The organism is Corallococcus sp. CA053C (assembly GCF_003611675.1).
In the GTDB taxonomy this organism is placed as follows: Bacteria; Myxococcota; Myxococcia; order Myxococcales; family Myxococcaceae; genus Corallococcus.
This window is the reverse complement of record NZ_RAWA01000092.1, coordinates 1-25658: the sequence shown is the minus strand read 5'-3', so window position 1 is coordinate 25658 and position 25658 is coordinate 1. Positions and strand designations below refer to the sequence as shown.

Annotated in this window: 21 protein-coding genes; 10 read left to right on the top strand and 11 right to left on the bottom strand. The window is 69.7% G+C overall.

The features are described 5' to 3' along the window. Window positions 1-797, bottom strand: a 797-nt coding sequence (locus tag D7V97_RS15140; protein WP_233582829.1) for a ComEC/Rec2 family competence protein, incomplete at its 3' end; no start/stop codon positions are given. Between the two features lie 191 nt (window positions 798-988). On the opposite strand from D7V97_RS15140, the gene D7V97_RS15135 reads away from it, so the two are divergent. After that, entirely contained in the window at window positions 989-1483 is a 495-nt protein-coding gene (locus tag D7V97_RS15135) for a CarD family transcriptional regulator (RefSeq protein ID WP_120533482.1), read from the top strand. 107 nt (window positions 1484-1590) lie between these two features. On the opposite strand, the gene D7V97_RS46635 is transcribed toward D7V97_RS15135, so the two are convergent. Continuing rightward, window positions 1591-3099 carry an FHA domain-containing protein gene (locus tag D7V97_RS46635; RefSeq protein ID WP_120611342.1) on the bottom strand — a complete coding sequence of 503 codons (1509 nt, stop codon included), beginning with the start codon at window positions 3097-3099 and terminating at the stop codon, window positions 1591-1593. A gap of 170 nt (window positions 3100-3269) precedes the next feature. Between D7V97_RS46635 and cysS the strand changes: the two genes are divergently transcribed. From cysS to D7V97_RS15095, 7 genes are all read left to right on the top strand, one after another. Beyond that, window positions 3270-4739: a cysteine--tRNA ligase gene (gene cysS, locus D7V97_RS15125; RefSeq protein ID WP_120611341.1), complete on the top strand. Its 1470-nt coding sequence runs from the start codon at window positions 3270-3272 to the stop codon at window positions 4737-4739. A gap of 45 nt (window positions 4740-4784) precedes the next feature. Continuing rightward, window positions 4785-6473 carry a M28 family metallopeptidase gene (locus D7V97_RS15120; RefSeq protein ID WP_120611340.1) on the top strand — a complete coding sequence of 563 codons (1689 nt, stop codon included), beginning with the start codon at window positions 4785-4787 and terminating at the stop codon, window positions 6471-6473. Between the two features lie 79 nt (window positions 6474-6552). After that, window positions 6553-8718: an excinuclease ABC subunit UvrB gene (gene uvrB / locus D7V97_RS15115; protein WP_120611339.1), complete on the top strand. Its 2166-nt coding sequence runs from the start codon at window positions 6553-6555 to the stop codon at window positions 8716-8718. Between the two features lie 12 nt (window positions 8719-8730). Then, window positions 8731-10671, top strand: coding sequence for an excinuclease ABC subunit UvrC (gene uvrC, locus D7V97_RS15110; RefSeq protein WP_120611338.1), 1941 nt, complete (start codon window positions 8731-8733; stop codon window positions 10669-10671). 138 nt (window positions 10672-10809) lie between these two features. Further along, window positions 10810-11328, top strand: coding sequence for a DUF507 family protein (locus D7V97_RS15105; RefSeq protein ID WP_120611337.1), 519 nt, complete (start codon window positions 10810-10812; stop codon window positions 11326-11328). A 60-nt stretch (window positions 11329-11388) separates the two neighbouring features. Next, entirely contained in the window at window positions 11389-12831 is a 1443-nt protein-coding gene (locus D7V97_RS15100; protein ID WP_120611336.1) for a hypothetical protein, read from the top strand. 141 nt (window positions 12832-12972) lie between these two features. After that, complete coding sequence (locus D7V97_RS15095) at window positions 12973-13323, top strand: hypothetical protein (RefSeq protein ID WP_120611335.1); 351 nt, start codon at window positions 12973-12975, stop codon at window positions 13321-13323. 13 nt (window positions 13324-13336) lie between these two features. Here D7V97_RS15095 and D7V97_RS15090 read toward each other — a convergent pair whose 3' ends face one another. From D7V97_RS15090 to D7V97_RS15065, 6 genes are all read right to left on the bottom strand, one after another. Continuing rightward, the gene (locus tag D7V97_RS15090; protein ID WP_120611344.1) at window positions 13337-14671 is read right to left on the bottom strand and encodes a di-heme oxidoredictase family protein; all 1335 of its coding nucleotides are present in this window, start codon (window positions 14669-14671) and stop codon (window positions 13337-13339) included. Between the two features lie 20 nt (window positions 14672-14691). Further along, the gene (locus D7V97_RS15085; protein ID WP_120611334.1) at window positions 14692-15774 is read right to left on the bottom strand and encodes an imelysin family protein; all 1083 of its coding nucleotides are present in this window, start codon (window positions 15772-15774) and stop codon (window positions 14692-14694) included. A 57-nt stretch (window positions 15775-15831) separates the two neighbouring features. Next, window positions 15832-17232 carry a hypothetical protein gene (locus D7V97_RS15080; protein ID WP_233582828.1) on the bottom strand — a complete coding sequence of 467 codons (1401 nt, stop codon included), beginning with the start codon at window positions 17230-17232 and terminating at the stop codon, window positions 15832-15834. A 120-nt stretch (window positions 17233-17352) separates the two neighbouring features. Further along, window positions 17353-18336 carry a DUF3108 domain-containing protein gene (locus D7V97_RS15075; protein WP_120611333.1) on the bottom strand — a complete coding sequence of 328 codons (984 nt, stop codon included), beginning with the start codon at window positions 18334-18336 and terminating at the stop codon, window positions 17353-17355. Between the two features lie 24 nt (window positions 18337-18360). Further along, window positions 18361-20052 carry a DUF4091 domain-containing protein gene (locus D7V97_RS15070; RefSeq protein WP_304988507.1) on the bottom strand — a complete coding sequence of 564 codons (1692 nt, stop codon included), beginning with the start codon at window positions 20050-20052 and terminating at the stop codon, window positions 18361-18363. A 22-nt stretch (window positions 20053-20074) separates the two neighbouring features. Continuing rightward, window positions 20075-20884: a DUF3108 domain-containing protein gene (locus D7V97_RS15065; protein WP_120611331.1), complete on the bottom strand. Its 810-nt coding sequence runs from the start codon at window positions 20882-20884 to the stop codon at window positions 20075-20077. Between the two features lie 310 nt (window positions 20885-21194). Here D7V97_RS15065 and D7V97_RS15060 point away from each other — a divergent pair, with 310 nt between their 5' ends. Further along, window positions 21195-21416 (top strand): hypothetical protein, encoded by a 222-nt coding sequence (locus D7V97_RS15060; RefSeq protein ID WP_120611330.1) that lies wholly within the window; start codon window positions 21195-21197, stop codon window positions 21414-21416. A 19-nt stretch (window positions 21417-21435) separates the two neighbouring features. Here the strand turns inward: D7V97_RS15060 and D7V97_RS15055 are convergent, their stop codons facing one another. Beyond that, a complete protein-coding gene (locus tag D7V97_RS15055; protein WP_120611329.1) occupies window positions 21436-22107 on the bottom strand; it encodes a YggS family pyridoxal phosphate-dependent enzyme in 672 nt (223 codons plus the stop codon). Next, the gene (locus D7V97_RS15050) at window positions 22104-22712 is read right to left on the bottom strand and encodes a nucleoside triphosphate pyrophosphatase (protein ID WP_120611328.1); all 609 of its coding nucleotides are present in this window, start codon (window positions 22710-22712) and stop codon (window positions 22104-22106) included. Before D7V97_RS15050 ends, D7V97_RS15055 begins: the two co-directional genes overlap by 4 nt. Window positions 22713-22772: 60 nt before the next feature. Here D7V97_RS15050 and D7V97_RS15045 point away from each other — a divergent pair, with 60 nt between their 5' ends. Then, complete coding sequence (locus D7V97_RS15045; protein WP_120611327.1) at window positions 22773-23864, top strand: sensor domain-containing diguanylate cyclase; 1092 nt, start codon at window positions 22773-22775, stop codon at window positions 23862-23864. A gap of 23 nt (window positions 23865-23887) precedes the next feature. Here the strand turns inward: D7V97_RS15045 and D7V97_RS15040 are convergent, their stop codons facing one another. Continuing rightward, complete coding sequence (locus tag D7V97_RS15040; protein WP_120611326.1) at window positions 23888-25465, bottom strand: peptidylprolyl isomerase; 1578 nt, start codon at window positions 25463-25465, stop codon at window positions 23888-23890. Window positions 25466-25658: the final 193 nt, after the last annotated feature.

The following is a 25658-nucleotide window of genomic DNA, read 5'->3' as shown; positions in this document are numbered from 1 at the left end:
AGATGTGTATAAGCGACAGCGTGCAGCCCGCTGACGCTGAGCACGTGCGCGAGCCCCGCCCGCGAGAACGCCTCCTCCCAGGAGTCATCCAGGTCCGCGCGCTGCCCGGCCGCCAGCGTCAGGAACAGCGCCGCCGCGTCAGGAGAGGGCGCCACCTCGCGGACCGCCTGCCCCAGCCGCCCCCGCACGTCCTCCAGCGCGACCCGCCACGCCGGGGCAGGGGAGAGCGCCAGCAGACGTCCCGGTGCGAATCCGCCCGTGAAGGCCACACCCTGCCGCCGTCGCGCCGACGCGAAGTCCCGCTCGCCCGGGTTGGACGGAGGCGCATCCGGCACGAGCCGCGCCTCCACCCGCACGCGCTGCCCGGGTTGCAGGTCCAGCCCGGCACCCTGGCCGGAGAGGCTCGCGCGGAAGCGGGCGGCGACCTGGGGCCCCGGAAGCGGCCCGGCCCTGGCCACCACGAGTCGCAGCCGGGTGGCGCCGTCGAAGCGCTCCACGCGCTCCAATTCGCCCTCCAGCACGGCGCTTCCCCCGTCCGCGAGCGCCGGGGGAATGTCCACCCGCGCCTCGAAACCGGAAAGACCCGCGCCCGTCAGGGCCAGCGCACCGAGCACCCCGAGATGGACACCCGGCAATGGACCGAGCGCCGTCCCCGCCAGTCCCAGACAAAGCGCGCAGAGGAGAAATACCCCGGCGGCGCTCCCTGTTCCGGTTGCCCAGAGGGCGCCGAGCGTGAGGCTCAGCGCGGGAAAAAACAAAGGACGCGTGCCCAGGTCGCGCCACGCATAACGAACCAACACCCACCCCCACCCACCACCGTGTCCGTCATGCGGCGCTCGTACCCTGAGCAATTCCGCACACAAAACCGGACACCGTAGTGCGGCCCGCTTCGGGTGGTCAAGGCGATTTCGTTGCCCGTGGATGTGGTTTGTGGTAGTAGTGGCCGGCTTGAAGGCCGGGGTCGAAGCTTTCTCCAAGGAGGCAGTTAGTGCAGACCAGCTTCAAGACTGGTGACAAGGCGGTTTATCCGGGCCAGGGCGTCGGTGAGGTGATGGGCATCGAGCACACCGAGGTCGCCGGGCAGCGCCAGTCGTTCTACGTGCTGCGCATCCTGGAGAACGGGATGCGGATCATGATCCCCATCAACAAGGTCGGTTCCGTCGGCCTTCGGGAGATCATCAGCGAGGAGGACGTCAAGCAGGTCTACTCCATCCTCCGCGAGAAGGACATCTCGGTGGACTCGACGACGTGGAACCGTCGCTATCGCGAGTACATGGAGAAGATCAAGACGGGTTCCGTCTTCGAGATCGCCGAGGTGCTGCGCGACCTGTACCTGCTCAAGGGTGACAAGGACCTGTCGTTCGGCGAGCGCAAGATGCTCGACACGGCGCGCTCGCTGCTCATCAAGGAGCTGTCGCTGGCCAAGGATTGCACCGAGGAAGAGGTCGAGTCCGACCTGAAGAAGATCTTCAACCTCGCCTGATGGTTTCGTGACGCGGCGGGCCTCCTGGCCGTCGCGTCCGCAGCCCTCGCCCCGGGTTCCCTCGTTGGGATCCGGGGCTTCGTATTTCCGGCGGCCTTCGCTGTGCTTCAGGGCGCGGCGGGCGCCTGGGCTTCGAGCGCGGCCAGCTGTTCACGGGCCTCGGCGTTGCTCTCGTCGTACTTGAGGGCGTTGCTGAACGCCGCGCGCGCGTCGGCTTGGTTGCGGGCGCGGACGGCGTCCATGCCCGTGCGCACGTACAGGCTGGCGAGCTGACGGCGCAGCCCCGGGCCGTGGCGGCTCCAGCCCGGGGACAGGGCCTGGTCCAACTGCACGGCGGAGATGAGCGCGTCGAGCGCCCGGGGACGGTCGTGCTTCGCCAGGGCGGTCCGCGCGTTGGCCTCGGCGGTCTGGAAGCGGGTGAGCTGCTGCACCAGGGGCGCGAGGTTCGCGCGCCGCGCCTGGGCCAGGGCGCCCGATACGTCACCGGATTCGTAGCGGGCGAGGATGTCCGCGCGCGTTCGCTCATCCGGGGTGCCCTGCGCCGCGGCCGCCAGCGTCCCCTTCCGGCGGACCTCGCTCCGGGCCACGTCGGAGGCCTCCAGGCCTGACGGCACCGGCTTCGGGGATGCCGTGCCCTCGCGCAGTCCCTGGGCAATCTGCGTGGCGCTGGGGGTCGTCGCCCCGTCCTTCGTGGCGACCCTGCGCTCGGGAACCGGGACCTGTGCTCCCGACGCAGGCGCGTCCTTCCCGGAGGGCTCGCGCCCGGCACCGGTCTCCGCGCCCTGGACCGCCTCCGGAGCACCCTCGTCCGGGGCACGGACCTCCTTCGCCGGGGACCCGGCCGGAGTCGCCGCTCCCTTCTGGGCCGCCGCCCCTTCCGCCAGCGCCCGTTCCGACGGCTCGTCGGTCATCCGCAGGGCCAGCACGCTGATCAGCGCCGCCACCGCGGAGCCTACGACGGCCGCGGCCAGGGCCACGGCGACGACGCCCGCCGAGCGCTTTCCCCGGCGCGGCAGGAGCGGATCCAACGCCGTCTTCAGCGTCGCGGAAGCCGTGCCTGGCCCGCGCAGCCGCAGGCTCGCGTTGCCCAGGCTCAGCTCGTCTCCGGGCCGGACCTCCACCTCGCCCTTGATGCGCGAGCGGTTGACGAACGTGCCGTTCTGGCTGCCCAGGTCGCGCACGAAGAACGCATTGCCGCGCCGGGTGAGCTGGGCGTGGCGCCGGCTGATGGAGGCGTGCTGGAGGCGCAGGTCGGAGGTGGACGAGCGCCCCAGCGTGATGGACCCCTGGTGCAGGGGGACGAGCTGCCCCACGCCCGGCCCGCGCTCCACGTACAGGAACGCGGGCGTCAGGCCCGGATCCGAGTACTCCTTCTGCCAGTCGTAGCGGGGCAGCAGCTCCCGGTCGGACTTCGTTCGCTCGCCCGGCACGCGCCGCTTCACCCGCCGGGGACCCGCCGGATACTGGGGGACGCGCTGCGGCCGTGGATCATCCGCCTGCAGGGGCGCCACCTCGTCCTCGTCGAACGGCAGCTCCTCGCCCGGGTCGTCCGGGGTCGCCTGCTGCCCGGGCGGACGGGGAGGGCGCGGCGGACGCTTGGGGTTCGGCGGGGCCATGCGGCCATTCTCCCAGGTTGCGGGGCAGCGAACAGGGGGCCCACCGGGTTTCCTCGGCTGTCGGACGCATCCGGCGCCAAGTGCTGGCCTGTGTGGGACTGGGGATCCTAGAGTGTGTACCGCGTCGCGCAAGTGTCGCGCCCGCCCCGCTCCCAAGGAGGACCCTCACCGTGGCCCCCTCATCCATCCGGCTCTTCAACACGATGTCCATGCAGAAGGAGCCGCTGGAGCCGCTCGTGCCCGGCGAGGTGAAGGTCTACGTCTGTGGGCCCACGGTCTACAGCTACATCCATATCGGGAACGCGCGCACCTTCACGTCGTTCGACGTGGTGGTCCGCTACCTGCGCTACCGGGGCTTCAAGGTGACGTACGTGCGCAACTTCACGGACGTCGACGACAAGATCATCAAGTTCGCGCACGAAGCGGGGGAGACCCCCCATGCGTTCGCCTCGCGCTTCGTGGACATCTTCCGCGAGGACGTCCAGGCCCTGCACCTGCTCGAGCCGGACGTGTCGCCCCGCGTGAGCGAGACGATTCCGGAGATCGTCGCCCTCATCCAGACGCTGGTGGACAAGGGCTACGCCTACGAGGCGAAGGGCGACGTGTACTTCGCCGTCAGCAAGGACGAGGACTACGCGAAGCTGTCCAAGCGCCACCTGGACGACCTGTGCCAGGGCGAGCGCGTGCAGCCCGGCGAGCTCAAGCGCGAGCCGCTGGACTTCGCGCTGTGGAAGGCGGCGAAGCCCGGCGAGCCGTCGTGGGAAAGCCCCTGGGGCAAGGGCCGGCCGGGCTGGCACATCGAGTGCTCCGCGATGAGCGAGAAGTACCTGGGCCGCTCGTTCGACATCCACGGCGGGGCGTTGGACCTCATCTTCCCCCACCACGAGAACGAGATCGCCCAGAGCGAGTCCGCCACCGACCAGATGATGGCGAAGTACTGGATGCACTGCGGCTTCCTGGACATGGAAGGCGCGAAGATGTCCAAGTCGCTGGGCAACGTGGTGCGCCTGCGCGACGCGCTCGCCAAGGTGGACGCGGAGGCCCTGCGCTTCTTCTTCCTGGCCACGCACTACCGCCACCCGCTGGGCTTCGGGGAGAAGGCGCTCCAGGACGCGGAAGGGCGCATGGAGTACTTCTACGAAACGCTGCGCAAGGTGGATGAGCGCATCGCGGGCAAGGACTTCGGCAAGGGGCCGCTGCACGGCGACCCCGCGCGCTTCCTCGCGGAGTTCGAGTCCTCCATGGACGACGACTTCAACACCGCGGGCGCCCTGGGTGCGTTGTCGGGCCAGTTCGGCCTGATGAACGAGCTGACGGACAAGCCGCCCGTGAAGGACAAGGCGCTGGTGGGCCGCACGCTCCAGGTGCTGCGCGACCAGGTGCGGGAGATGTCCCGCGTCCTGGGCCTCTTCGAGGACGACGCGAGCGCGTGGCTGCTGCGCCGGCGAGATCGCGCGGTGCGTGAGCGCGGCATCGACGTGGCGGAGGTGGAGCGGCTGCTCGCCGAGCGGACCGCCGCCCGCGCCGCGAAGGACTTCGCCGCCGCCGACCGGGTGCGCGGAGCCCTGAAGGAGCGCGGTGTGGACATCATGGACACGCCTGCTGGCACCTCCTGGAAGGTGGCGGCGCCCGCCTCCTGAAAACCCGCTGGGGAGGCCCCGGGCCGTCATGCTAGGCCAGGGGCCATGAGGCTCCTCCCGGCGCACCTCCCCGTCCTGTTCGTCGCCCTGTCCTCGCTGCCCGTCCTCGCGGCGGGCACGCCCTCCATCACGCCCCAGGAGAAGGTGGCCGAACAGGCCATCACCCAGGAGCTGCTGCGCTCGCACGTGCGCTTCCTCGCGAGCGACCTGCTGGAGGGCCGCGGCCCGGGCACGCGGGGCGACGCGCTGGCGCAGGAGTACATCGCCACGCAGTTCGAGGGCCTGGGCCTGAAGCCGGGCGCCGCGGACGGCAGCTACCTCCAGCGCTTCGAGCTCATCGGCATCAACAGCCACCCGGGCACGATGGGCTTCCAGGCGCAGTCAGGCCGCGTGGAGCTCAAGCCTCGCGAGGACTTCATCGCGGTGTCCGGCGTGCAGGCGACGGAGGCGAAGCTGGAGGCCTCCGAGCTCGTCTTCGTGGGCTACGGCATCGTCGCGCCGGAGTACCAGTGGGACGACTTCAAGGGCGCGGACCTCAAGGGCAAGACGCTCGTCATCCTCAACAATGATCCGGAGGAGGATCCGCGCCTGTTCGCCGGCAAGGCGCGCCTCTGGTACGGCCGCTGGGACTACAAATACGAGCAGGCCGCGAAGACGGGCGCGGCGGGCGCCATCATCATCCACACCACGCCCAGCGCGGGCTATCCGTGGCAGGTGGTGCGCACGTCGTGGACGAACGAGCAGTTCGAGTTGCCCGCGGGCGACGCGCCCCGCCTCCAGGTGAAGGCGTGGACCACCGAGGACGCGACGAAGCAGGTGCTGAAACTCGCGGGCCAGGACCTGGACACGTTGCGTGCCGCCGCGCAGAAGCGCGACTTCCGCCCGGTGCCCCTGGGCGTGAAGCTGTCGCTGAGCCTCACCAACGAGGTGCGCCGCCGGCCCACCGCGAACGTGCTGGGCGTGCTGCCGGGCAGCGACCCCTCGCTGGCGAAGGAGGTGGTGCTCTACAGCGCGCACCATGATCACCTGGGCAGGAAGGACGACGGCAAGCCGGACGAGGACGGCATCTACAACGGCGCGGTGGACAACGCGTCCGGCGTGGCCGCGATGCTCACGGTGGCGCGGGCCTTCACGTCGCTGCCCACGCCTCCGCGCCGCTCCGTGTTGTTCGCCGCGGTGGCCGCGGAGGAGTACGGCCTGCTGGGCTCCGCGTACCTCGCCGCGCATCCGCCGGTGCCCGCGGGCCGCATCGCCGCCAACATCAACGTGGACGGCGCGAACATCCTGGGCCGCACGCGCGACATCACCGTCATCGGCCTGGGCAAGTCCAGCCTGGACGCCTTCGTCACCGCGATGGCGAAGACGCAGGGGCGCGCGGTGAAGGCGGATCAGCTCTCCGACCGCGGCTTCTTCTACCGGTCGGATCAATTCAACTTCGCGCGCATGGGCATCCCGGCGGCCTACTTCGGCAGCGGCATGGACTTCATCGGCAAGCCGGAGGGCTGGGGCCGCGAGCAGCGCGGAGTGTGGGAGGCGAAGCACTACCACCAGCCCTCGGACGAACTGCGGCCGGAGTGGGACCTGTCCGGCGCCGTGGAGGACACGCGGCTGTTCTTCCTGGTGGGCGCCCAGGTGGCGCGCTCGCCGGAGATGCCGAAGTGGAACAAGGGCGACGAGTTCGAGGCTGCCCGCCTGAAGTCCCTGGAGGCACTGAAGGGCGCGACCGCGAAGTAGGAGGGCGCTCCGTCTTTTGGCGGACGGGCATGCACGAAGGTTCAGTACTCCCGCGGCTGGGGTGTTAGATCGTGCCCCTATGCCGGAGTTCCAACTCGTCAGTGACCACAAGCCGCAGGGCGACCAGCCCCGGGCCATCGGTGAGTTGACCGAGGGCCTGGTGCGCGGCGACCGCTACCAGACCCTCCTGGGCGTCACCGGTTCGGGCAAGACGTTCACGATGGCGAACCTCATCGTCAACGTGCAGCGGCCCGCGCTGGTCATCGCGCACAACAAGACGCTGGCCGCGCAGCTCTACGGTGAGTTCAAGGGCCTGTTCCCGAACAACGCCGTCGAGTACTTCGTCTCCTACTACGACTACTACCAGCCCGAGGCCTACGTTCCGTCGACGGACACCTTCATCGAGAAGGACTCGTCCATCAACGAGAACATCGAACGGATGCGCCACTCGGCGACGCACAGCCTGCGCACGCGCGACGACGTCATCATCGTGGCCAGCGTGTCCTGCATCTACGGCCTGGGTGCCGCGCGCAGCTACGTGGATCTGGCCATCCGCGCGCAGGTGGGCGAGGACATGGGCCGCGATGGCTTCATGCGCCAGCTCGTGGAAGCCCAGTACGAGCGCAACGACCTGGACTTCCACCGCGGCACCTTCCGCGCCCGGGGCGACACCGTGGAGGTGTTCCCCATCTACGAGGAAGAGCGCGCCGTGCGCGTCAGCTTCTTCGGCGACGAGGTGGAGCGCATCACGGAGTTCGACCCGCTGCGCGGCGTGACGCTGGGGCAGCTGGAGAAGATCGTCATCTTCCCCGCCAGCCACTACGTCGCGGGCCCGGACGCGCGCCAGAACGCCATCCGCACCATCCGCGAGGAGCTGGCGGATCAGCTCCAGAAGTTCAAGGCGGAGGGCAAGCTGCTGGAGGCGCAGCGGCTGGAGCAGCGCACCATGTTCGACCTGGAGATGATCGAACAGGTCGGCTACTGCAACGGCATCGAGAACTACTCGCGCCACTTCACCGGGCGCGCGCCGGGCGAATCCGCCCCGTGCCTCATCGACTACTTCCCGCGCAACATGCTGGTGCTCATCGACGAGAGCCACCAGACGGTGTCCCAGATTGGCGCCATGTACCGCGGCGACCGCGCGCGCAAGGAGACGCTGGTCAACTTCGGCTTCCGCATGCCCAGCGCCCTGGACAACCGGCCGCTGAAGTTCAACGAGTTCGAGGAGATGGTGCAGCAGGCCGTCTTCGTCTCCGCGACCCCCGCCGAGTACGAGCTGCAGAAGTCCAAGGGCGTGGTGGTGGAGCAGATCATCCGCCCCACGGGCCTCATCGATCCGGAGGTGGAGACGCGTCCCGCCGGCAATCAGGTGGACGACCTGCTGGAAGAGGTCCGCGTGCGCGTGTCGAAGAAGGAGCGCGTGCTGGTGACGACGCTCACCAAGCGCATGGCGGAGGACCTCACCGAGTACTACAGCGACGTGGGCGTGAAGGTGCGCTACCTGCACTCGGACATCGACGCCATCCAGCGCATGGCCATCATCCGCGACCTGCGCCGGGGCGAGTTCGACGTGCTCGTGGGCATCAACCTGTTGCGCGAAGGCCTGGACATCCCGGAGGTGTCGCTCGTCGCCATCCTGGACGCGGACAAGGAAGGCTTCCTGCGCAGCCACGTGTCGCTCATCCAGACCATTGGCCGCGCGGCGCGCAACTTGAACGGGCGCGTCATCATGTACGCGGACCAGATGACCGACTCCATGAAGCGGGCGCTCGAAGAGACGTCCCGCCGTCGGACCATCCAGACCGCCTACAACGTCCAGCACGGCATCACGCCGCGCTCGGTGAAGAGCAACATCCAGAACTTCTCCGAGAACCTCCCGGACTACGACGCGCAGGCCGGCGCGCTGCCCATGGCGGCGGAAGGGGAGAACGACCTCCTGGAGGCCAAGGAGATCAAACGCCTCATCGCGGAGTTCAGCCAGGACATGCTCAAGGCCGCGGACGAGATGCAGTTCGAGAAGGCCGCCGAGTTCCGCGACCGCGTCCAGCTGCTCAAGGACATGGACCTGGGCCTCAAGCCCGCGTCCCGTTCGCTGCTGCGCGCGCCGCCCAAGGCGGTGGATCAGCCCGGCACCACCCCCAAGAAGGGGCGGGGCCGCGGGCGTCCGTCGGGCGGTTCTTCGGGCGGTTCTTCGGGTGGTTCGTCGTCGGGAACGTCCGGCCGTTCGCGGGCACGCAAGAACTAGGAGCCACCCCGCATGGACATCCGGCTGCAGGAGAAGCTGGACGCGCTGCCCACCGAGCCCGGCGTGTACCTGATGAAGGACAAGCGCGGGCAGATCATCTACGTGGGCAAGGCCATCAACCTGCGCAGCCGCGTGCGCAGCTACTTCACCCGCACCGGCGATACCCGCGTCTTCGTGTCCCTGCTGGACACGATGCTGGGCGACCTGGAGACGGTGCTCGTCCACAACGAGAAGGAGGCGCTCCTCCTCGAAAACGAGCTGATCAAGAAGCACAAGCCGCGCTTCAACGTCCTGCTCAAGGACGACAAGCAGTTCATCTCCCTGCGCCTGGACCGCAACCAGCCCTTCCCCCGGCTGGAGGTGGTCCGCAAGTACGAGAAGGACGGCGCGCGCTACTTCGGCCCGTACTCCAGCGCGGGCGCCATCCGCGAAACGCTGCGCCTCATCAACCGCTTCTTCCAGCTGCGCACCTGCACGGACCACGTGCTGGCCAACCGCAAGCGGCCGTGCCTGCTCTATCAAATCGGCCGGTGCCCCGCGCCGTGCGTCCACCCGGTGTCGCCGGAGGACTACCGCAAGAGCGTGGACGAGGTGGCCATGTTCCTGGAGGGCAAGGCGGGAGAGCTCATCGAAGGGCTGCGCATGCGCATGAAGCGCGCGTCGTCCGAGTTGAAGTTCGAGGAGGCCGCCCGCGTGCGCGACCAGCTGCTCGCGATCGAGCGCAGCCTGGAGCGCCAGAAGGTGGCCACCTCCGACTTCAAGGACCAGGACGTGTTCGCCTTCTTCCGCGAGGGCGACCGCATCCTGTTCTACGTGCTGTACGTGCGGCAGGGCCGGCTCAACGGCGGCCAGGCGTTCCCCTTCGGCAGCCAGGAGTTCCCGGACGACGAGCTGCTCGCGTCGTTCGTGAACCTCTACTACGACCAGGGCGGCTTCGTGCCGGAGGAGGTGCTGCTGCCGCTGGAGCCCGGCGACGGCACCGACGGCCTGGAGGCCCTGCTCACCGAGCGCAAGGGTGACCGCGTGCGCGTCTTCGTCCCCAAGCGCGGGGAGAAGCATGAGCTGGTGAACATGGCGCTGAAGAACGCGGAGCAGGCGTTCGTGGAGAGAAAGCGCACCAAGGACGAGACGGACACGGTGCTGTCGCGCCTCCAGTCCAAGCTGGGCCTGCGCAACTTCCCGCGCCGCATGGAGTGCTACGACATCTCCCACTTCCAGAGCTCCGCCATCGTCGCGTCGCAGGTGGCGGTGACGGACGGGGAGACGGACAAGTCGCGCTACCGCAAGTACAAGATCAAGACGGTGGAGAAGCAGGACGACTTCGCCAGCATGTACGAGGTCATCACCCGCCGGCTGAAGCGGGGCCTGGAGGATTCCGACCTGCCGGACCTGTTGGTCATCGACGGTGGCAAGGGCCAGCTGGCCAGCGCGCACGCGGCCATGAAGGACCTGGGCGTGGAGGGCGTGGACGTGGTGGGCCTGGCCAAGAGCCGCGACCAGGAGGTGTTCGACCGGGACGCGGAGAGCGCCAGGAGCCCCGAGCGCGTCTTCGTGCTGGGCCGCAAGGACCCCATCGTCCTGCCCCAGAACTCAGCGGAAATGTTCATGCTCACGCGCATGCGTGACGAGGCGCACCGCTTCGCCATCACCTTCCAGGGCAAGACGATGCGCAAGAGCGCCATGCGTTCGGCGCTGGAGGACATTCCGGGCGTGGGCGAAGGAAGGCGGAAGATGTTGCTGCGCCACTTCGGTTCTCTCAAGCGGGTGGGGGACGCCAGCATCGAGGAGCTGGCCGAGGTCGTGGGGCCCGCGATGGCCGAGCGCGTCCACGCGGGGCTGCATGGCGATCCCGAGGACGACACCGAGGACCCGGTGCGCGAAGCCTCCCTGGATGACGCTTCCGAACCGTCGCACGAAAAAGCGGATGGAGGGTCGCCACCGGGTGCGGCATGATTAAGTTCCGGTTCGGACGCCGGGGGGGCTGGCCGCTGGAACCCGCGACGTTCCTAGGGTTTTTCATTGCGACCATGCTCGGCGCTGATTTATAGCGGTTGAAGATCCGAGCACGTTTGAAGAGGACGAGGGACCGACATGAGGCTGTATCCGAAGGTGATCCCGATCATCTCGCGCGAGGCCATTCAGCAGCTCATGCAGGACGGGGACATCGAGGTGGAGCCGATGCGCGTGGCCGACGCCGAGATGGATCTCTCCGCCATCATGCGCGAGTACCTCGCCAACGAAGAGCGTGTGAACCAGGCGACGCGCGAGGCCCTGGAGCGTCGGGGATATGACTACTCCAAGTTCAACCAGGTGAAGCGCGAGATGGCGGATGTCCGCGGCTTCAAGATGGGGGACGAGGGCATCGAGTTCGTCATCAACCAGATGATCGAATTCCTCCTCATCAGCCGGAACGTCGAGGAGGTCTACTCCCCGGACAACGTGCTGCGTCAGAAGATGTTCCAGGGCATGAAGAAGCACCTGGACGTGGACGACGAGATCGACCGGGAGGCCCGCTCGCGGCTGAAGCACCTGCAGGAAGGCACGAGCGCCTTCGACATCGAGTACAACAAGACCGTCGAGCAGATCCGCCGCGCCCGCGGCCTGATTTAGCCCGGGGCGTGCCACGGCCCGCTCCGCTGCCTACCTTCCACTTCAAGGGAGGCAGCGTCGATGGCGGGTACAATCACCAGCATCTTGCTGTCCGGTGTCCTGGCCGCGGGTCCAGGGGGTGACGGGTTCACGTTCGAGGGCCGGGAGGCCAGCGCGAGGACCGACCAGCCGGACGGGTACTTCATCCAGGGTCCGCTTCCATTCAGTGACCTGACCGAGCGCGGCACGGGGCAGGCATCCCTGTCCGTGGAGGACCGCGTCGGCATGGCCAACGCGACCTTCGGGGACCAGGCCCAGCTCAGCGCCAGCCTGCGCGTGGGCGGCGTGGACTACCGCATCGAGCTGACCCAGGCGGGCTTTCCTCCCGTCCAGGCGATGGCGCGGGCCCCTGCCGGGCCGCTTCCCCGGCCTCCTCCGCACCTCATCGAAGGCGGCGTGCTGATGGGCACGCCGCTCTACGGCGACAGCGGCATCGGCTGGCGCGCCACGACGCGCGCGCACGCGGCCATGGCGGTGTGGGGCATTGGCAGCGTGTGGCGCAACGGGGCGCTGCTGACGGACTCGGCGCTGGTGCATGCGGCGGCGCTGGACGCGGGCACGTTCGCGGATGACGACACCAAGCGCCTGCTGCGCGAGGCGCGTCCGAGGGATGCGGAGCTCGTCGTGGTGGTGTGGAACCTGCCGCAGCAGCAGGAGCCGCGCGGCTTCGTGCAGTTCCTCTTCGACGACGTCTCCATCAGCGTGGAGGGCGCGAAGGTGCCGTCCGTGGAGGTGGTGCCCACCACGGGCCATCTGCCAGCGTCGCTCGCGGGCCTCACGCCGGTGGCGCCCACGGCCTTCCCGGCGGCGGTGGCCCCGATGTCCGCCCCACGCTTCGCTCCGGCCACGCAGGGCACGGGTGGCAGCGGCACCGTGGGGACGGCGACCGGGATGGGAACAGGGACGACGGGGACGGGAACAGGCCCTGGGACGGCGCCCCTGCCCGCGCTGCCGTCGGATGCACCTTCGACGTTCAGTGGCTCGTTCTCTCCGTCCGGACCGGCCAACCCTCCTGCGATCGTCTCGGGCGCGACCCCGGGTTCCACCGCTCCGGAGGGGCAGGGCACCTTCGCCACGCCGCCGACGGTGGCGGGCGTGTCCGTCGGAGGCTTCACGACGCCGCAGGTGTCCGCGCCGGACTTCAACAACTTCGTCGGCACCAGCCAGGTGAGCCCGGGCATCCTCGCCACGACGCCGCCGCTGACGCAGTCGTCCACCACGCCGCCGTCGCCCATCCTGGGCACGCCCGCGCCGCTCAACACCGGCACGGCGCCGCCGCTCTTGGGCACGCCCGCGCCGCTGAATACGTCTCCCAGCACCGCGCTGCCCGCCACGCCGGCTCCGGCCAACGCCGCGCCCGCCACGGGTGCTCCCGCGGCCCCCGCCGTCCCTGGCAGTGCGCCCGGGGCTCCCGGCGCCGGCACGGGAGGCACGACGGGAGGCGCCGCCGCACCCGGTCGCTGACGCGTTCAGCACCGAAGGGCAGAGGGCTACCACCGGAAGCGCTGCGGGAGGCGCCGCCCCGGTTCGCTGACGCGCGTTCCGCACCTGCGGGCGGAGGGTGGGAAAATTGACCGGACGCTACGGGCCTGTAGCGTTCCGGGCATGTCCCTCCCCGTCGCAGCCCTCGCCACCACCGCGATGTTGCGCCGCACCGACCCTGTTCGCGGGGCGGTGGAGCGCCTGGCCCAGACGCTGCCCGCGCGCGCGGATGCCACCGTCCTGCTGGACTTCGTGGAGGACGACCTCCGCGAGGGCCTGGATGCGCTGGGAGACGTGCAGGCCCACTTCTACGACATGCTCCAGGCGCTCCATCGCGAAGCGCTGACGCCCGTGGCCCTGCTGAACGCGGGAGAGGACCTCCACGTGCTCCAGCGCCTGGAGGACCTGCACGAGGTGGTGACACACCTGCGTCGCCGGCTGTCCCAGGCGGCCGGGATGATCCGGCGCGGGTAGCAGTCTCCCGCCGCTACAGCGACTGGAGGAAGCGCACCAGCGCGGCCCGGTCGCTGGCGGACAGGTTGCGGAAGCCCTCCCGGGCACGTTCCGCCTCGCCGCCGTGCCAGAGGATGGCCTCTTCCAGCGTGCGCGCCCGTCCATCGTGCAGCCACGCCGAGTACGGGAGGATGGTCTGCGTCAGGCCCAGGCCCCACAGGGGCGCGGTGCGCCACTCGCTGCCGTTGGCATCCCCGTCCGGCCGTCCGTCGGCCAGGCCCGGCCCCAGGTCATGCAGCAGCAGGTCCGTGTACGGGTGGATCCGCTGGTGGGACAGCTCCGCCACCGGGTGCTCGCCCGTCTCCAGCGTTTCACGGTGGCAGGCCGCGCAGCCCAGGTCCCGGAACTCCGCCTCGCCGTGCTTCACCGTCGCGTCGTCCAGCGCCGTGCGCGCCGGCACCCCGAGCGACTGGGCGTAGAAGACCGCCGCGTCCAGCGTCTTCCGCGGCAGCTCGAAGGTGCCGTCCGCGTCGGGGAAGAGGGGATTCGAGATCCCCATGTCGTTGAAGTACGCCTCCGCCGACTGCTGCTCGAGCGTGGGGCTGTTCGCCTTCCAGCCGAAGCGGCCGGGGACGAGCACGCGGGCCTGCACGTCCCACACGGTGTTCAGCCGCCCGGACACGCCATCGCCGTTGGCGTCGGTGGGGTCCTCGAGCGCCCGCAGCGTGGCCACGTCCACCGCTTCCAGCAGCCCCAGGCCCACCACCGGCGGCGGCAGGCGCAGCGACGTCCGCATGTCCGGCGGCGGTGACGACCCGTCCGGCATCTCGATGGCGACGCGCGGCGAGCGCAGGCTGTACGCCGTGCCGTCCGCGTACGTGCTCGGACTCTCCACCCAGGAGAGCGTCACGCGGGCCTCGGGCGAGGCACCGTAGACGGCCTGGTCTTGAATCTGGAAGCCGAACCCCGGCACCGGCACCGCGCCGTGGGGATGGTCCGGCGTGCCCTCCGGCAGGCTCACGCGCACGAGCAGCTGCGTGCGCTGCGGGCCTCCGCCCATCACCGGCATGCCCCGGCCGTTGCGCAGGTGGCAGCCGTTGCACGAGTTGTTGTTGAACGCGGGCCCCAACCCCGGGTTCACCGGAGCGGGGCCGGGGACGAACACGGCCGCGAAGGCGGCGTCGCCCTCGCGGTGCAGCGCTTCGTGTTCCGCGCTGAGGTTGGGGGCGGCATACGCGAACGCCCGCGACGTGCGGTCATCCACGGTGGTGCTGCCCCCCGCGCGCGGCGGGGGCTCGGGGACTTCGGGCTCGGCGTCGCCACAGCCCACGAGCCACAACAGTGCTCCGAGTCCCAAGGCCCTTCGCATCGCGCTCCCCCGCTCACGCATCACGGCAGGATGACAGCCTTGACTTCGTTCTGGAAGGTGTCGTGCAGCTTCTTGATGGCCGCCTGCGCCCCTTCGATTTCATCCGCCGAGGCCGGGTCCTTGATGGAGACCGGGAACGGCTCCGGCACCCGGCCCAGCGCCGCGATGGCCGCCGCCAGCTCCGCCTTCACGCGCGTGTCCAGCGCCGCGTCGCGCTCCTTCACCACGTCCGACATGGACAGGCCCTTGGCCGCGCTCTCCGGGCGGTGGCCCAGGTAGACGTTCTCCACGCTGCGCAGGTTGTTGGTGAAGTCGGAGAGGGAGTTGAGCGCGAACTGGCTCTCCACCAGGTTCGCGTCCTTCGCGTCGTACGGGTCGGCGATCTTCCCGTTGGCCACCTCGTCGAGGATGACCAGCACGCCGCCCAGCATTTCCTGCGCGCCCGCCTCCACCGTGGGGTACACGGTGTTGCCCGCCTCACCGGCCTTGGCCAGCGTGTCGCGGTACGGGGCCTGCCCGTTCACGCCCGTCGTCCACGAGGACGCCAGATTGCCGGACACCACCTTGAGCTCCGCGGTGAGCGCGAGCAGGTACTCGAACTGCCGCGCGTTGAAGTCCTCCGGCTTCTTCGTCACGCCCTCGCCGAAGAGCAGGTACTCCGTGGTGTGGTAGCCCTTCTGGGTCTCCTGCAGTTGGCTGACGTACTGCTGGGAGAGCGGGTCGGAGTTGTTGAGCACCGCGTCCAGGTCCGTGCGGTTCACCGGCCAGCTGTCCAGCGCCGGGTCCCACCCGTAGCTGTCCACCGGCCCGAAAAGGAACGCCTCGCTCTGCTCCCACGGCACGCGCGCGGCGAACCATGCGTCCTGCGCCCCCTTCAACGTCGCCGCGCTGGGCGAGTTCTTCAGCGCCCGCGCCGCCGCGTCCAGTTCCACCATGCGCGTGGCGAGCAGGTTGTAGGTGGGCACCACCACCGCGTCCGCGAAGTTGACGACGAGCTGCTGATCCAGCGACTGCAGGTCGCCGCCAGTGTTGTCGTCACCGCAGGCGCCCAGCGCGAGCGCGCCGCCAACCAGCAGGGAGAATTTCAGGGAACGGGAGAACATGGGGATTCCTTTCAAGACCGTTTCTGCAACGGCGTTTCAATCAGCTTGGGAAGGCCGTCAGTAGACGAAGCCCGTCGACATCCGGAGCGTGTTCTCCGGGCGGAAGGCGGACGAGCCCATGCGGCGCTGTCCGAAGTCGAGCTTGATGACGGCGAGGCCCGCGAGCGTGTAGCTGGTGCCCACGGTGTAGACGGTGCGCTCGAAGCGCGGGTTGTCGAACAGCTCCGCGCGAGGCTTGAACTGCGAATCCATGTAGTCGATGCGGACGTACGGCTCCAGCCGGTGGTTGCCGTCCAGGCCCAGCGCCGGCGCGATGTCGTAGCCCAGCTCGCCCCACGCGGAGAGCGCGTTGTCGGACACCGGCGTGCGCAGCACGTTGAGCAGGTTGGACAGGCGCGCGTTGCGCGCGGACACCGCCGCGGCGTTGCCCAGGTGGCCGTACATCACCATCGCGTGCGCCCGCCAGCCGCCCCGGTCCACCGACAGGTGCGCGTCCGTCACGAACAGCGGCGCGCTCACGTAGCCGCACGGCGCCACCACGTTGGGGTTCGCGTCGTCGCACTGCTTCACGAGGTCCGGCTTGGGCCGGTTGCGCGTGGTGCCGCCGTAGTAGGCGGACACGCCGAAGACGAAGCCGGGAAAGCGCTTCACGTCCGCGCGCAGCACCGCCGCCAGGTCCGACGCGCGCACCAGCTCGAAGCGCTTCTGCAGGCCCCTGGCCACCCACTGATTCGAGTTGAAGGCCGTGGAGTCCAGCCCGTTCACCACCTGCCCGGTGAGTCGGACGCCCCAGGGGCTGTCCCACCGCAGCTGCATCCCCATGTCGTTCCACGTATTGGGGATGAGCCGCGTCTCCGCCTCGGCGCGGATGGTGCCCAGGTAGTCCGTGGGCCGGTAGTCCGCGAAGAGGGTGCCCACCGCGACGTAGAAGCGGCCCACCGACAGCTCCAACTGATGGCCCAGCTTCTTCGTCAGGTACAGCTCCTCCACCAGTGCCTCGCCACCCTTCTCCACCTCGGTGTCGAACTCGCCGAACTCCTCGTACTCCAACTCCATCGACACGCCCGTGCCGCCGTGCTCGAACTCCACCTCGAACTCGGCCTCGATGCCGTACTCCGGCAGCCCCGCCTCCAGCTCCAGCACCAGGCGCGTCGTGTCGAAGACGAGCCGCGAGTCCTTCTGCGCCCCGTTCGCCCGGTTCTGGTTCTCCCCGTAGTTGAAGTACGCGAACTGGAGGTCCGCGTAGGCGTTCACGTCCAGGTCCAGCTTCGGCTTGCTGCCCACCGTGATGACTTCGTTCTTGTCCGGCTCCCCGATGCGCGACTCGTCCATGAAGCGCCCGCGGCGCGACCGGCCTTCGTCATGGGCCCGGTAGGACTGCGCACGGGCCGCCAGCGGCAGCAGGAACAGGGGGGTGAACAGCAGCGTCAGGAGCGGGTTCAGGAGATGGGGGCGCATCGAGCGGCGCGCACCCTACGCCCGGGGTGTTGATTTTGCAAACCAGTCTCATTTGAGGTGCATGAAAAAGCCCGCGCTCCCCGAAGGGAGGCGGGCCTGGCGCGGGGCTTCAGCCCGGCGTCACCACTTCAAGTCTTCCTTGCCCTGCGCCTCCAGGGGCTTTTCGCCGGGGCGCTTGACGCCGGACAGGGTGAGGCGCACGGCGCCCAGGTCGATGGCGCCCACGGCGGCGAGCGGCAGGCGGCGCGCGTCGTCGGTGATCCAGACGTGAACGTCGCGCGTCTGGGAGGGCCGGTCGATGCGCACGGCGGTGCCGGACAGGTGCCAGGCCTCGAACTCGCCCAGGGGCAGCGACACGTGCTCGCGCTCCACCACTGTGGCCGTCAGGCGCCACATGCGGCGGATGCCGTACACGTCGAAGCACACCGGCAGGTCCTTCTTCAGGGGCAGCTGACGGATGAGGTAGATGGCGCCCGCGACGTCCAGGCCGTCCTTGTCGAACGTGTAGTTGAACTGGCCCTTGGGCCGGTCCCCGAACTGGTAGTCCACCTTGACGGAGCGGTCCTGCGCGCCGAAGTCCACGTTCACCTTGCGGCGCTGCTCGTTCTCCACCGCGTCCTCGGTGTAGCGCGAGGGGCGCAGCGTGCGCGGGTGCAGGTAGCTCACCGCGCTGCCGCGCACCCGGCGCACCTTGGAGAACAGGGTGTTCGTCTGCGCCTCCACCAGCACCGGTAGCGAGCCGTTGGCCGGACGCTGCACGCGCATGGTGAGCTTGCCCGCCTTGGCGCCCATGGCGTCCAGGTCGAACTCCAGCAGCTCCCCGGGCTTGAACGCGAGCGGCGTGCGCAGCGCGGGCAGGCCCTGGTCACACGGCTTCACCGCGACGGTGGGCTCGTTGGGCGCCGCGGAAGCCGCCGCGTCCCCGGTGTTGGCTTCGGGTTCGGCGGACGCCCCGGCGGCGGGCGTGCCGGCGTCGGACGGGCCCGTCTGGCCGCGCAGGACGGAGGGCATGGTGAAAGGGGCGGCCTGCTGGGCCCCGCTGGGGGTGGCGCTGACGGCGCTGAAGGCGAGGCAGGCCGCGACGAGGGTGCGCATGGAGCTCATTCTGCTTTCTCCCAGGGGGAGTGACTACGGGGTGCCCCCGGAAGTCCGACGTCCGGAGCGCTTCGCTTGTTCAGACGCCCATCGCTTCACGAGTCGCGCCGTCACTTCCTGGCGCACCTGCTCCCATTCCGCCGGGTCGCGGGTGATTTCATAGCCTGAACGGGCCAGCCGTTTCGCCGCCGCCCGGGCGAAGTCCCCGTCGCCCAGCGTCGTGAGCAGCCGCAGGTACTCGTAGTCCTCCAGCCCGTCGCGGATCTGCTTCAGCCGCAGCGTCAGCACCGGCTGGTGCTCGCTGCCCCCCAGCTTCGCGGGCGTGCCCGGGTAGAAGAGGGTGCCGTCGCCGTTGCCGCCGAACTCGAAGAGGTCCGTCCAGACATCCTTCTTCGTGTTGTATGCGAAGACGGTGTCGAAATAGAGCTCGCCGTCCACGCCGCTGGAGAAGGCGAGCACGCCCATGGCCCGGTTGAGCGGGGCGGGGGCGTCCACCATGTACGAGGCCCAGTCGCTGTAGGCCCGATCCAACGTCGCGTCCGGGGGCGTGCCGCCGGTGCAGCCGTGCGAGTTGCAGCTCTGGTACCACCACACCTTCGCGCGCGGCGGCAGGCGCGTGCGCACCGTCGCGGTGTTCGCCACCGTGCGGCACGTCTGCGGGCCCTCGCGCGGGTAGAAGCAGTTGAGCGTGGGCGTGAGGATGTCCGCCGAACCCTGGAGCGTGGGGTCCAACGGCGAGGTGACGAGCACCGGGATGCGGCCCGCGGCGCGCACGCGCTGGGACTGCGCCTTCACCAGCGGCACGTCCTCCGGCTTGGGTTCGTCCTTGGCGTAGAAGAAGAGCTGCGTGGGCCAGCCCTTGTCCTCGAAGTGCTGCTGGAAGGCGCGGTAGTACGCCGTCTTCTGCGCGTCCGTGGTGGCCTTCTTGTTGTCGCGCACGTCCGTGGTGGTGAAGCGCGCGCCGGAGGGCAGCAGGCTGCCGTCGAGGAAGGGCCCGAGCTCCGCGTCGTACGCGGTCCAGTCCAGCACCGCGCGGCCTTCCTGGTACTTCACCGGTGGCGGGTCCATGCCCATGCCGTGCGCGCTCACGCGGTGCTCCAGGAGCGCCTTGCCGTACGCGCGCAGCAGCGCCTTCGCCTCCGCGGAGTCGGCCGCGATCCCGTGCCCCTTCGCGATGCTGTAGAGCGAGATGCCGAAGCTGTTGGGCAGCGACGACGTGGCCGGGATCTCGAACGGCTGCACCTCCACCGTGAAGGGCACCGCGGGCTGGTCCTTCCCATCCGCCGCCGCGCTCAGGCTCCCGGTATAGGTGCCCGCCGCCTGCGTCCGGGGCACGCACACCTCCACGTAGACGACCGTGGGGTGCTGGGGGTTGCCCGGCGCCGACAGCGGCACGAGCGCGTCCGGCCACGGGCCCGTCTTTCCCTCACCGTTGGACGGTGTCTTCACGTCCAGGTAGGCCTCGCGCCACGCGTCCACGGTGAGCGGCGCGCCCGGCCCCTTGAGGGCCAGAGGCTGCATCGTCACGCGGGTGACGCCTCGGGCAAGTACCACCTGGGTGGCCTCGCACTCGCCGCGCGCCACGCTCAGGCGGGCCTGGGCCGCGCCCTTCGGCGTCGCGTCCGGACGCACCTTCACCAGGGGCGATACCACCGTCGGTCCACCCGGCGCGGCCGACAGCACCGTCGCCACGGCCCACGCCCAACCCACCACGCCCATTCCCATGCCTTCCCCTGCTGGACGACCTTCAGTCGGCCGAATTGTCCGCGCGGGCCACCGCCGCCACCGCGCGGCCCGGCTTGTAGTCCGTCATCTCCACCACGATGGTTCCCAGCGCGAAGTCCGCCTCCATGCGCACCGGCACGTGGCGGGAGTCCGCGGTGAAGTGCGCGACCAGGTCCCGCTTGGACTCCAGGTTGCCGCCGAACTCGGTGTGCACGCGCACGCGGAAGGTGTCGCGCGCGCCCATCGGCGTGGTCAGCGTCTCGCGGCCCTCCACCGTGGCGCTCATCGTGAAGTTCCTGCTGCCGGTGAACACGGGGTACGTGTACGTCGTGCCCACCGTCAGGTCCTTGTTCCTCAGCGCGAACGCCGCGCCCGTCATGTCCATCGTGCCGTCGGGCAGCTCGTGGTTCGTCTCGCGCGGCGGGTCGCTCTCCTTCTGCTTGACGACCTTCGCGCTCTTGCTGTCCGCCGTGAGCTGGATGCGCTGACGCCGACGCTTGCGGTTCTCATCCGAGTGCAGGTCGCTGCCCGTCACCCGCTGGGTCGCGGCGTCCCAGTACGACACGTAGCGGCTCTTGATGGGATAGACGCCGACCATGTCGTCGGACTTCGCCAGCGCCACGATGGGCCACACGCTCTGGCCCCACTGCGTCATGGGCGCGCCCACGGTCACCGTCGCGGTGCCCGCCGTCAGCCCCAGGTACTTCACCCGGTACTGGGCCTGCTCACCCGGGCCGAACGCCGCCGGGGCGGGCTCCTGGGCGTGCGCGAGCGCGGACCCCATGAGTCCGACCATCGCCGCCGTGAACCCCCACCTGGACAGACTGCGCATCGGGTGTGCTCCCTTGCTTGCAAGTTAGGTGGCCGGACCGCCCAAGCCAACCGTGCACCGCAACCGCCCCCACCACCGGACATTTCCGGGACGGCCCGGCGCTCCGGGCATTCAAAAGCCGTCCGGCCGCCCCCCAGACGCGCCAGCGAAGGCCCGGTGCTGGACGAATGCGGGGGGCCCAGGGGTACACGCGCGGCCCGGCTGCTGACAAATGGGCGACAGTTCGTGACGCCTGCCTGCATGCCCAGCGGGATGACGCGGAGGCTGGTAGCGTTACAGGCCGTTTCGCCCCGCTTCGGAGCCACCGCCCATGTCCAACGACTTCCAGTTCGACGACGACGACTTCGCGAAGGAGGCCGGCGCCGCCAATGGCAGCCGCGTGTTCAAGGAGTTCGAGTGTCCCGGCTGTGACGCCCACAACCCCGTGGACGACACGTTCACCGACGGGGAGGAGCTGCGCTGCAACTACTGCGGCTGCGAGTACCTGGCCCGCGTCAACTCCGAGGGCCGGCTCAAGCTCAAGGCGGTGTGAGCGCCCGGAGGCACCCGCGTCAGGAGCGCTCGCCGAAGATGGCGGTGCCCACGCGCACGACGGTGGCGCCTTCGAGGATGGCCTGCTCGAAGTCGTGCGTGGTGCCCATGGAGAGCGCTGGCAACGCATGGGCCCGGGCCAGCTCGCGCAGCCGGGCGAAGCCTTCGCGCATCCGCGCCACGTCGTCCGTGGGCGGCGGTAGCGCCATCAGCCCCACGGGCTGGAGGTTCGGCAGCGCGCGCACCTGCACGAGGAAGTCCCCCAGCGCGTCCGCGGCCAGCCCGTGCTTGGTGTCCTCCGCGCCCAGATTGATCTCCACGTAGCAGGGCAGGGGAGCGGCACCTGCGCGCCGCTTCGACAGCTCGGCCGCGATCTCCAGCCGGTCCAGTGCGTGGAAGGCGTGCGCGACGCGGGCCACGTACTTCACCTTGTTCGTCTGCAGCGCCCCAATGGCGTGCCAGCGCAGGCCGTCCAGGTCCGCGAGCTCCGCCGCCTTGTCGCGCAGCTCCTGGGCGTAGTTCTCCCCGAAGTCGCGCTGCCCGGCCGCGTACGCCTCGCGGATGAGCGCCGCGGGCTTGAGCTTGGACACCGCCACCAGCGTCACCGACGCCTCGGGCCGCCCCGCGCTCGCGCAGGCCTTCGCCACGCGCTCGCGCACGCGCGCCAGGTTGTCCGCCACGGAGCTGCTCATGTGGGAATCCCAAAAGGGTGTGGAGACTGCCACGGCAGGGGGACGCCCGCCTGCGCGAGCAGCGCCAGCGTCTCTCCCAGCGGCAGGCCGATGACGTTGGTGGGGCTGCCCTCCACGGAGGCGACGAGGAAGCCGCCCTTGCCCTGGATGGCGTAGGCGCCCGCCTTGTCCAGGGGCTCTCCGGTGTCCGCGTACCAGGCGATCTCCTCCCGGGAGAGCACGCGGAACGTCACCTGCGTGCGGACGACCTGGGAGGCCTGGGCGCGGCCCGCGACCGCGATGCCGGTGAAGACCTCGTGCGTGCGGCCGGACAGCTGGCCCAGCATGGCGCGCGCTTCCTCGGCGTCCCGAGGCTTGCCCAGCAGGTCCGACCCGAGGGCCACGGTGGTGTCGGCGGCCAGCACCCACGCGTCCCGGTGACGGACGGCCACCGTCCGGGCTTTCTCCACCGCGAGCCGGTGCACATAGTTTCGTGCAATTTCTCCGGCCATCGGCGTTTCATCGATATCCGCAGCCGCCACGGTGAAGCTCAGCCCCAGTTGGGCCAATAAATCCTTGCGCCGGGGCGATGCGGAGGCGAGAACGAGCAAAGAGATGGGATCCATGGGCGAGTGCGTGTCGCGACTCGCGGGCCTTAGCAGACTTGCGCTCCGGAGGGCACCCCGATGAACCCCGCGGACCTCCTGTCGGCCATGAAGCGGACAGTGGAGCAACTGGCCGCCTTCAACGAGATGGCCAAGGCGTTGACCTCCACGTTGGAGCTGCGCGAAGTCCTCACGCTCGTGATGCAGAAGGTCAGCGCGCTGCTGCGGCCGCGCAACTGGTCCCTCATCCTGCAGGACGAGCGCAGCGGGAAGCTGTACTTCGAAATCGCGGTGGGCGAGGGCGCTGAAGCCCTCAAGGGCCTCCAGCTCAACCCCGGGGAAGGCATCGCCGGGGCGGTGTTCGCGTCCGGCACCGCGCGGCTCGTCCACGACGTGGGCGGCGACCCCAGCTTCGCGCCCCGCTTCGACGAGGCCTCCGCCTTCCACACCCGCTCCCTGCTCGCCGTGCCCCTGGTGGCGCGCGAGCGGGTGCTGGGTGTGATTGAGCTCGTGAACGGCCCCACCGAGCCCACCTTCACGCCCGAGGACCTCACCACCCTCACGGCCATCGCGGACTACGCGGCCATCGCCATCGAGAACGCGCGCAACTTCCGCCGCGTGCAGGAGCTCACCATCACCGACGAGCACACCGGCTGCTTCAACGCGCGGCACCTGCGCGCGCAGCTGGAGCAGGAGGTGAAGCGCTCGGCGCGCTTCCGCCACCCGCTGTCGCTCGTGTTCCTGGACCTGGACCACTTCAAGTCCATCAACGACAGGCACGGCCACCTCGTGGGCAGCGCGACGCTCAAGGAGGTGGGGGACGTGCTCATCGGTCTGGGCCGCCACAACCTGGACGCCGTCTTCCGCTACGGCGGGGACGAGTTCGCGGTGATGCTGATTGAAACGGACACCGCGGGCGCCCAGGTCATCGCCCAGCGCATCTGCGAGGCCTTCCGTGGCCACCGCTTCCTGCGCGAGCAGGGGCTGGACGTGTCGCTCACCGCGAGCGTCGGCGTGGCGTCCTTCCCGGACCACGCCACCTCCGCCACGGACCTCATCCGCGCGGCGGACTTCGCCATGTACGCGGCCAAGGGCCAGGGCCGCAATGGCATCGCCGTCGCCGAACGCACGACGGGCGAAGAGGCCCCCACCGAGGTCCCCTTCGCCCGCTGAAGACAGCGTGCTGTGACGGCGGACTACCCCGCGGCGCCCAGCACCGAGTCGATGGCCTCGGTGTTGGTGACGACGGTGCCGCTCTTGCGCAGTGACTTGAGGAAGGACTCCGTCAGCTCAATCTGCTTGGCCTGACGGGCCTGGGTGCGCAGCTCGTCCTTGCGCTTGTCGAAGCCCGCGGTGTCCGGCTTCTCCCGCTCCACCACCTGCGCGACGACGTGCGCCTCGCCCACGGTGAAGACCTCGTCCAGCGGCTTGGGGCCCGCGGCCTCGAAGGTGGCCTTCACGAGGCCGGGCGCCGGGCCCAGGTGCGGCACGGAGTCTCCCGCCGCGGTGAAGCTGTCCGTCTCCACCGCCTCGGGCTTCGTCTCCGCCTCGAAGCGCAGGAGCGCCGGCTGCTGGCCCGCGGCCACCGGGAACAGCTCCTTCAGCGACTTGCCGCCCTTGAGCGCCGCGAGCGCCTTGTCGGCCTCCGCCTTCGCGAGCCCCTTGGCCTGGTCCTGCTTGTAGAGGGTGGTGGCGATCTCCCCCTTCACCTCGTCCAGCTTCCGGGCCTGGGCTTCCTTCTTCTCCTCCACCTTCACCAGGTGCACGCCCAGCGGGGACTCCACCGGCTGCGTCACCTCGCCGGCCTTGAGCGCGAACGCCGCGTTGGCCAGGGTGGGCTCCCACGCGTTGCGCTCCACCCAACCCAGGTCGCCGCCCTTGAGCTTCGTCGCGTCGTCCTCGCTGCTGGCCTTCGCCACCGCCGCGAAGTCCTTGCCGGAGTCCAGCTCCTTGCGCAGTCCTTCCGCCTTCGCCTTCGCCTGGGCCTTCTGCTCGGGCGTGGCGTCCGGGGCGACCTTCACCAGGATCTGCCGCGCGCGGATGCGCTCGGGCACGTTGTAGACGAAGCTGTTCGCGGCGTAGTAGTCGCTGATCTCCTTCTCGTGCGCCTTCTGGAACTCCGCGAGCTGCGCGGGCGTGGGCGCCGGGACCTTGTCCGCGAACATCGTGGGCAGGAAGCGGGCGAACACCAGCTTCGCCTGGTTGCCGTCCTTCTCGTAGCGCGCGCGGACCTCGTCGTCCGACACCACGGCGCCCGTGCGCACCACATCCAGCATCTTCTGCGCGGCCATCTGGCGGCGCAGCTCCTCCTCGTACTCCTGCGGCGTGCGGCGGTAGAAGTCGCGCAGCACCTGCTGGTAGCGGGCGAAGTCGAACTGGCCCTCCTTGGAGTGGAAGTCCGAGTTCTGGTGGATGAGCTTGCGCAGCTCCTCATCCGAGGGGGTGATGCCATGGCGCTCCGCCGACTGGGCGAGCAGCTCCGCGTTCACCAGGCGGTCGAGCACCTGCTTGTCCATGCCGAACTGGCGGGCGACCGACTCCGGGATGGGCTGGCCCTGCGAGCGCAGGAAGCTCATCTGGCGCGACCACGCGAGGCTGAAGTCGCGCAGGGGGATCTCCTTGCCGTTCACCACCGCGGCCGCGCTGGCCGTGGGGGCCACGTCGCCACCGGAGCTGAACCCGTTGCTGCCCGGGCCGAACTGGAGCGTGAACACCACGGCGATGCCGATGATGAACAGGAGGGAGAAGACCTTCCGGGGATTCAAACCGTCCATTGTCGTCACTTCACGGTCGGAAGCGCCCGCGATTCACCCTTGCGGAAGGTCTCGCGGCGCCGTGTTGTTGGTAGCCCGGCCGGTGGGGGATGGACCTGCGTGCCCCCCTCATCCGGGCCTTGACTGCCTAGGACAACAGACCGGAAAATGCAAGCGATTCAGAGAGTTTAGCCCCTGTCTCTTCTACACATCT

Bases quoted from the DNA above. Each gene is read 5' to 3' on its own strand.
- D7V97_RS46635 (WP_120611342.1), bottom strand. From the start codon at position 3,099: ATGGCCCCGCCGAACCCCAAGCGTCCGCCGCGCCCTCCCCGTCCGCCC.
- D7V97_RS15120 (WP_120611340.1), top strand. From the start codon at position 4,785: ATGAGGCTCCTCCCGGCGCACCTCCCCGTCCTGTTCGTCGCCCTGTCC.
- uvrB (WP_120611339.1), top strand. From the start codon at position 6,553: ATGCCGGAGTTCCAACTCGTCAGTGACCACAAGCCGCAGGGCGACCAG.
- uvrC (WP_120611338.1), top strand. From the start codon at position 8,731: ATGGACATCCGGCTGCAGGAGAAGCTGGACGCGCTGCCCACCGAGCCC.
- D7V97_RS15105 (WP_120611337.1), top strand. From the start codon at position 10,810: ATGAGGCTGTATCCGAAGGTGATCCCGATCATCTCGCGCGAGGCCATT.
- D7V97_RS15100 (WP_120611336.1), top strand. From the start codon at position 11,389: ATGGCGGGTACAATCACCAGCATCTTGCTGTCCGGTGTCCTGGCCGCG.
- D7V97_RS15095 (WP_120611335.1), top strand. From the start codon at position 12,973: ATGTCCCTCCCCGTCGCAGCCCTCGCCACCACCGCGATGTTGCGCCGC.
- D7V97_RS15090 (WP_120611344.1), bottom strand. From the start codon at position 14,671: ATGCGAAGGGCCTTGGGACTCGGAGCACTGTTGTGGCTCGTGGGCTGT.
- D7V97_RS15085 (WP_120611334.1), bottom strand. From the start codon at position 15,774: ATGTTCTCCCGTTCCCTGAAATTCTCCCTGCTGGTTGGCGGCGCGCTC.
- D7V97_RS15080 (WP_233582828.1), bottom strand. From the start codon at position 17,232: ATGCGCCCCCATCTCCTGAACCCGCTCCTGACGCTGCTGTTCACCCCC.
- D7V97_RS15075 (WP_120611333.1), bottom strand. From the start codon at position 18,336: ATGAGCTCCATGCGCACCCTCGTCGCGGCCTGCCTCGCCTTCAGCGCC.
- D7V97_RS15070 (WP_304988507.1), bottom strand. From the start codon at position 20,052: ATGGGAATGGGCGTGGTGGGTTGGGCGTGGGCCGTGGCGACGGTGCTG.
- D7V97_RS15065 (WP_120611331.1), bottom strand. From the start codon at position 20,884: ATGCGCAGTCTGTCCAGGTGGGGGTTCACGGCGGCGATGGTCGGACTC.
- D7V97_RS15060 (WP_120611330.1), top strand. From the start codon at position 21,195: ATGTCCAACGACTTCCAGTTCGACGACGACGACTTCGCGAAGGAGGCC.
- D7V97_RS15055 (WP_120611329.1), bottom strand. From the start codon at position 22,107: ATGAGCAGCTCCGTGGCGGACAACCTGGCGCGCGTGCGCGAGCGCGTG.
- D7V97_RS15050 (WP_120611328.1), bottom strand. From the start codon at position 22,712: ATGGATCCCATCTCTTTGCTCGTTCTCGCCTCCGCATCGCCCCGGCGC.
- D7V97_RS15045 (WP_120611327.1), top strand. From the start codon at position 22,773: ATGAACCCCGCGGACCTCCTGTCGGCCATGAAGCGGACAGTGGAGCAA.
- D7V97_RS15040 (WP_120611326.1), bottom strand. From the start codon at position 25,465: ATGGACGGTTTGAATCCCCGGAAGGTCTTCTCCCTCCTGTTCATCATC.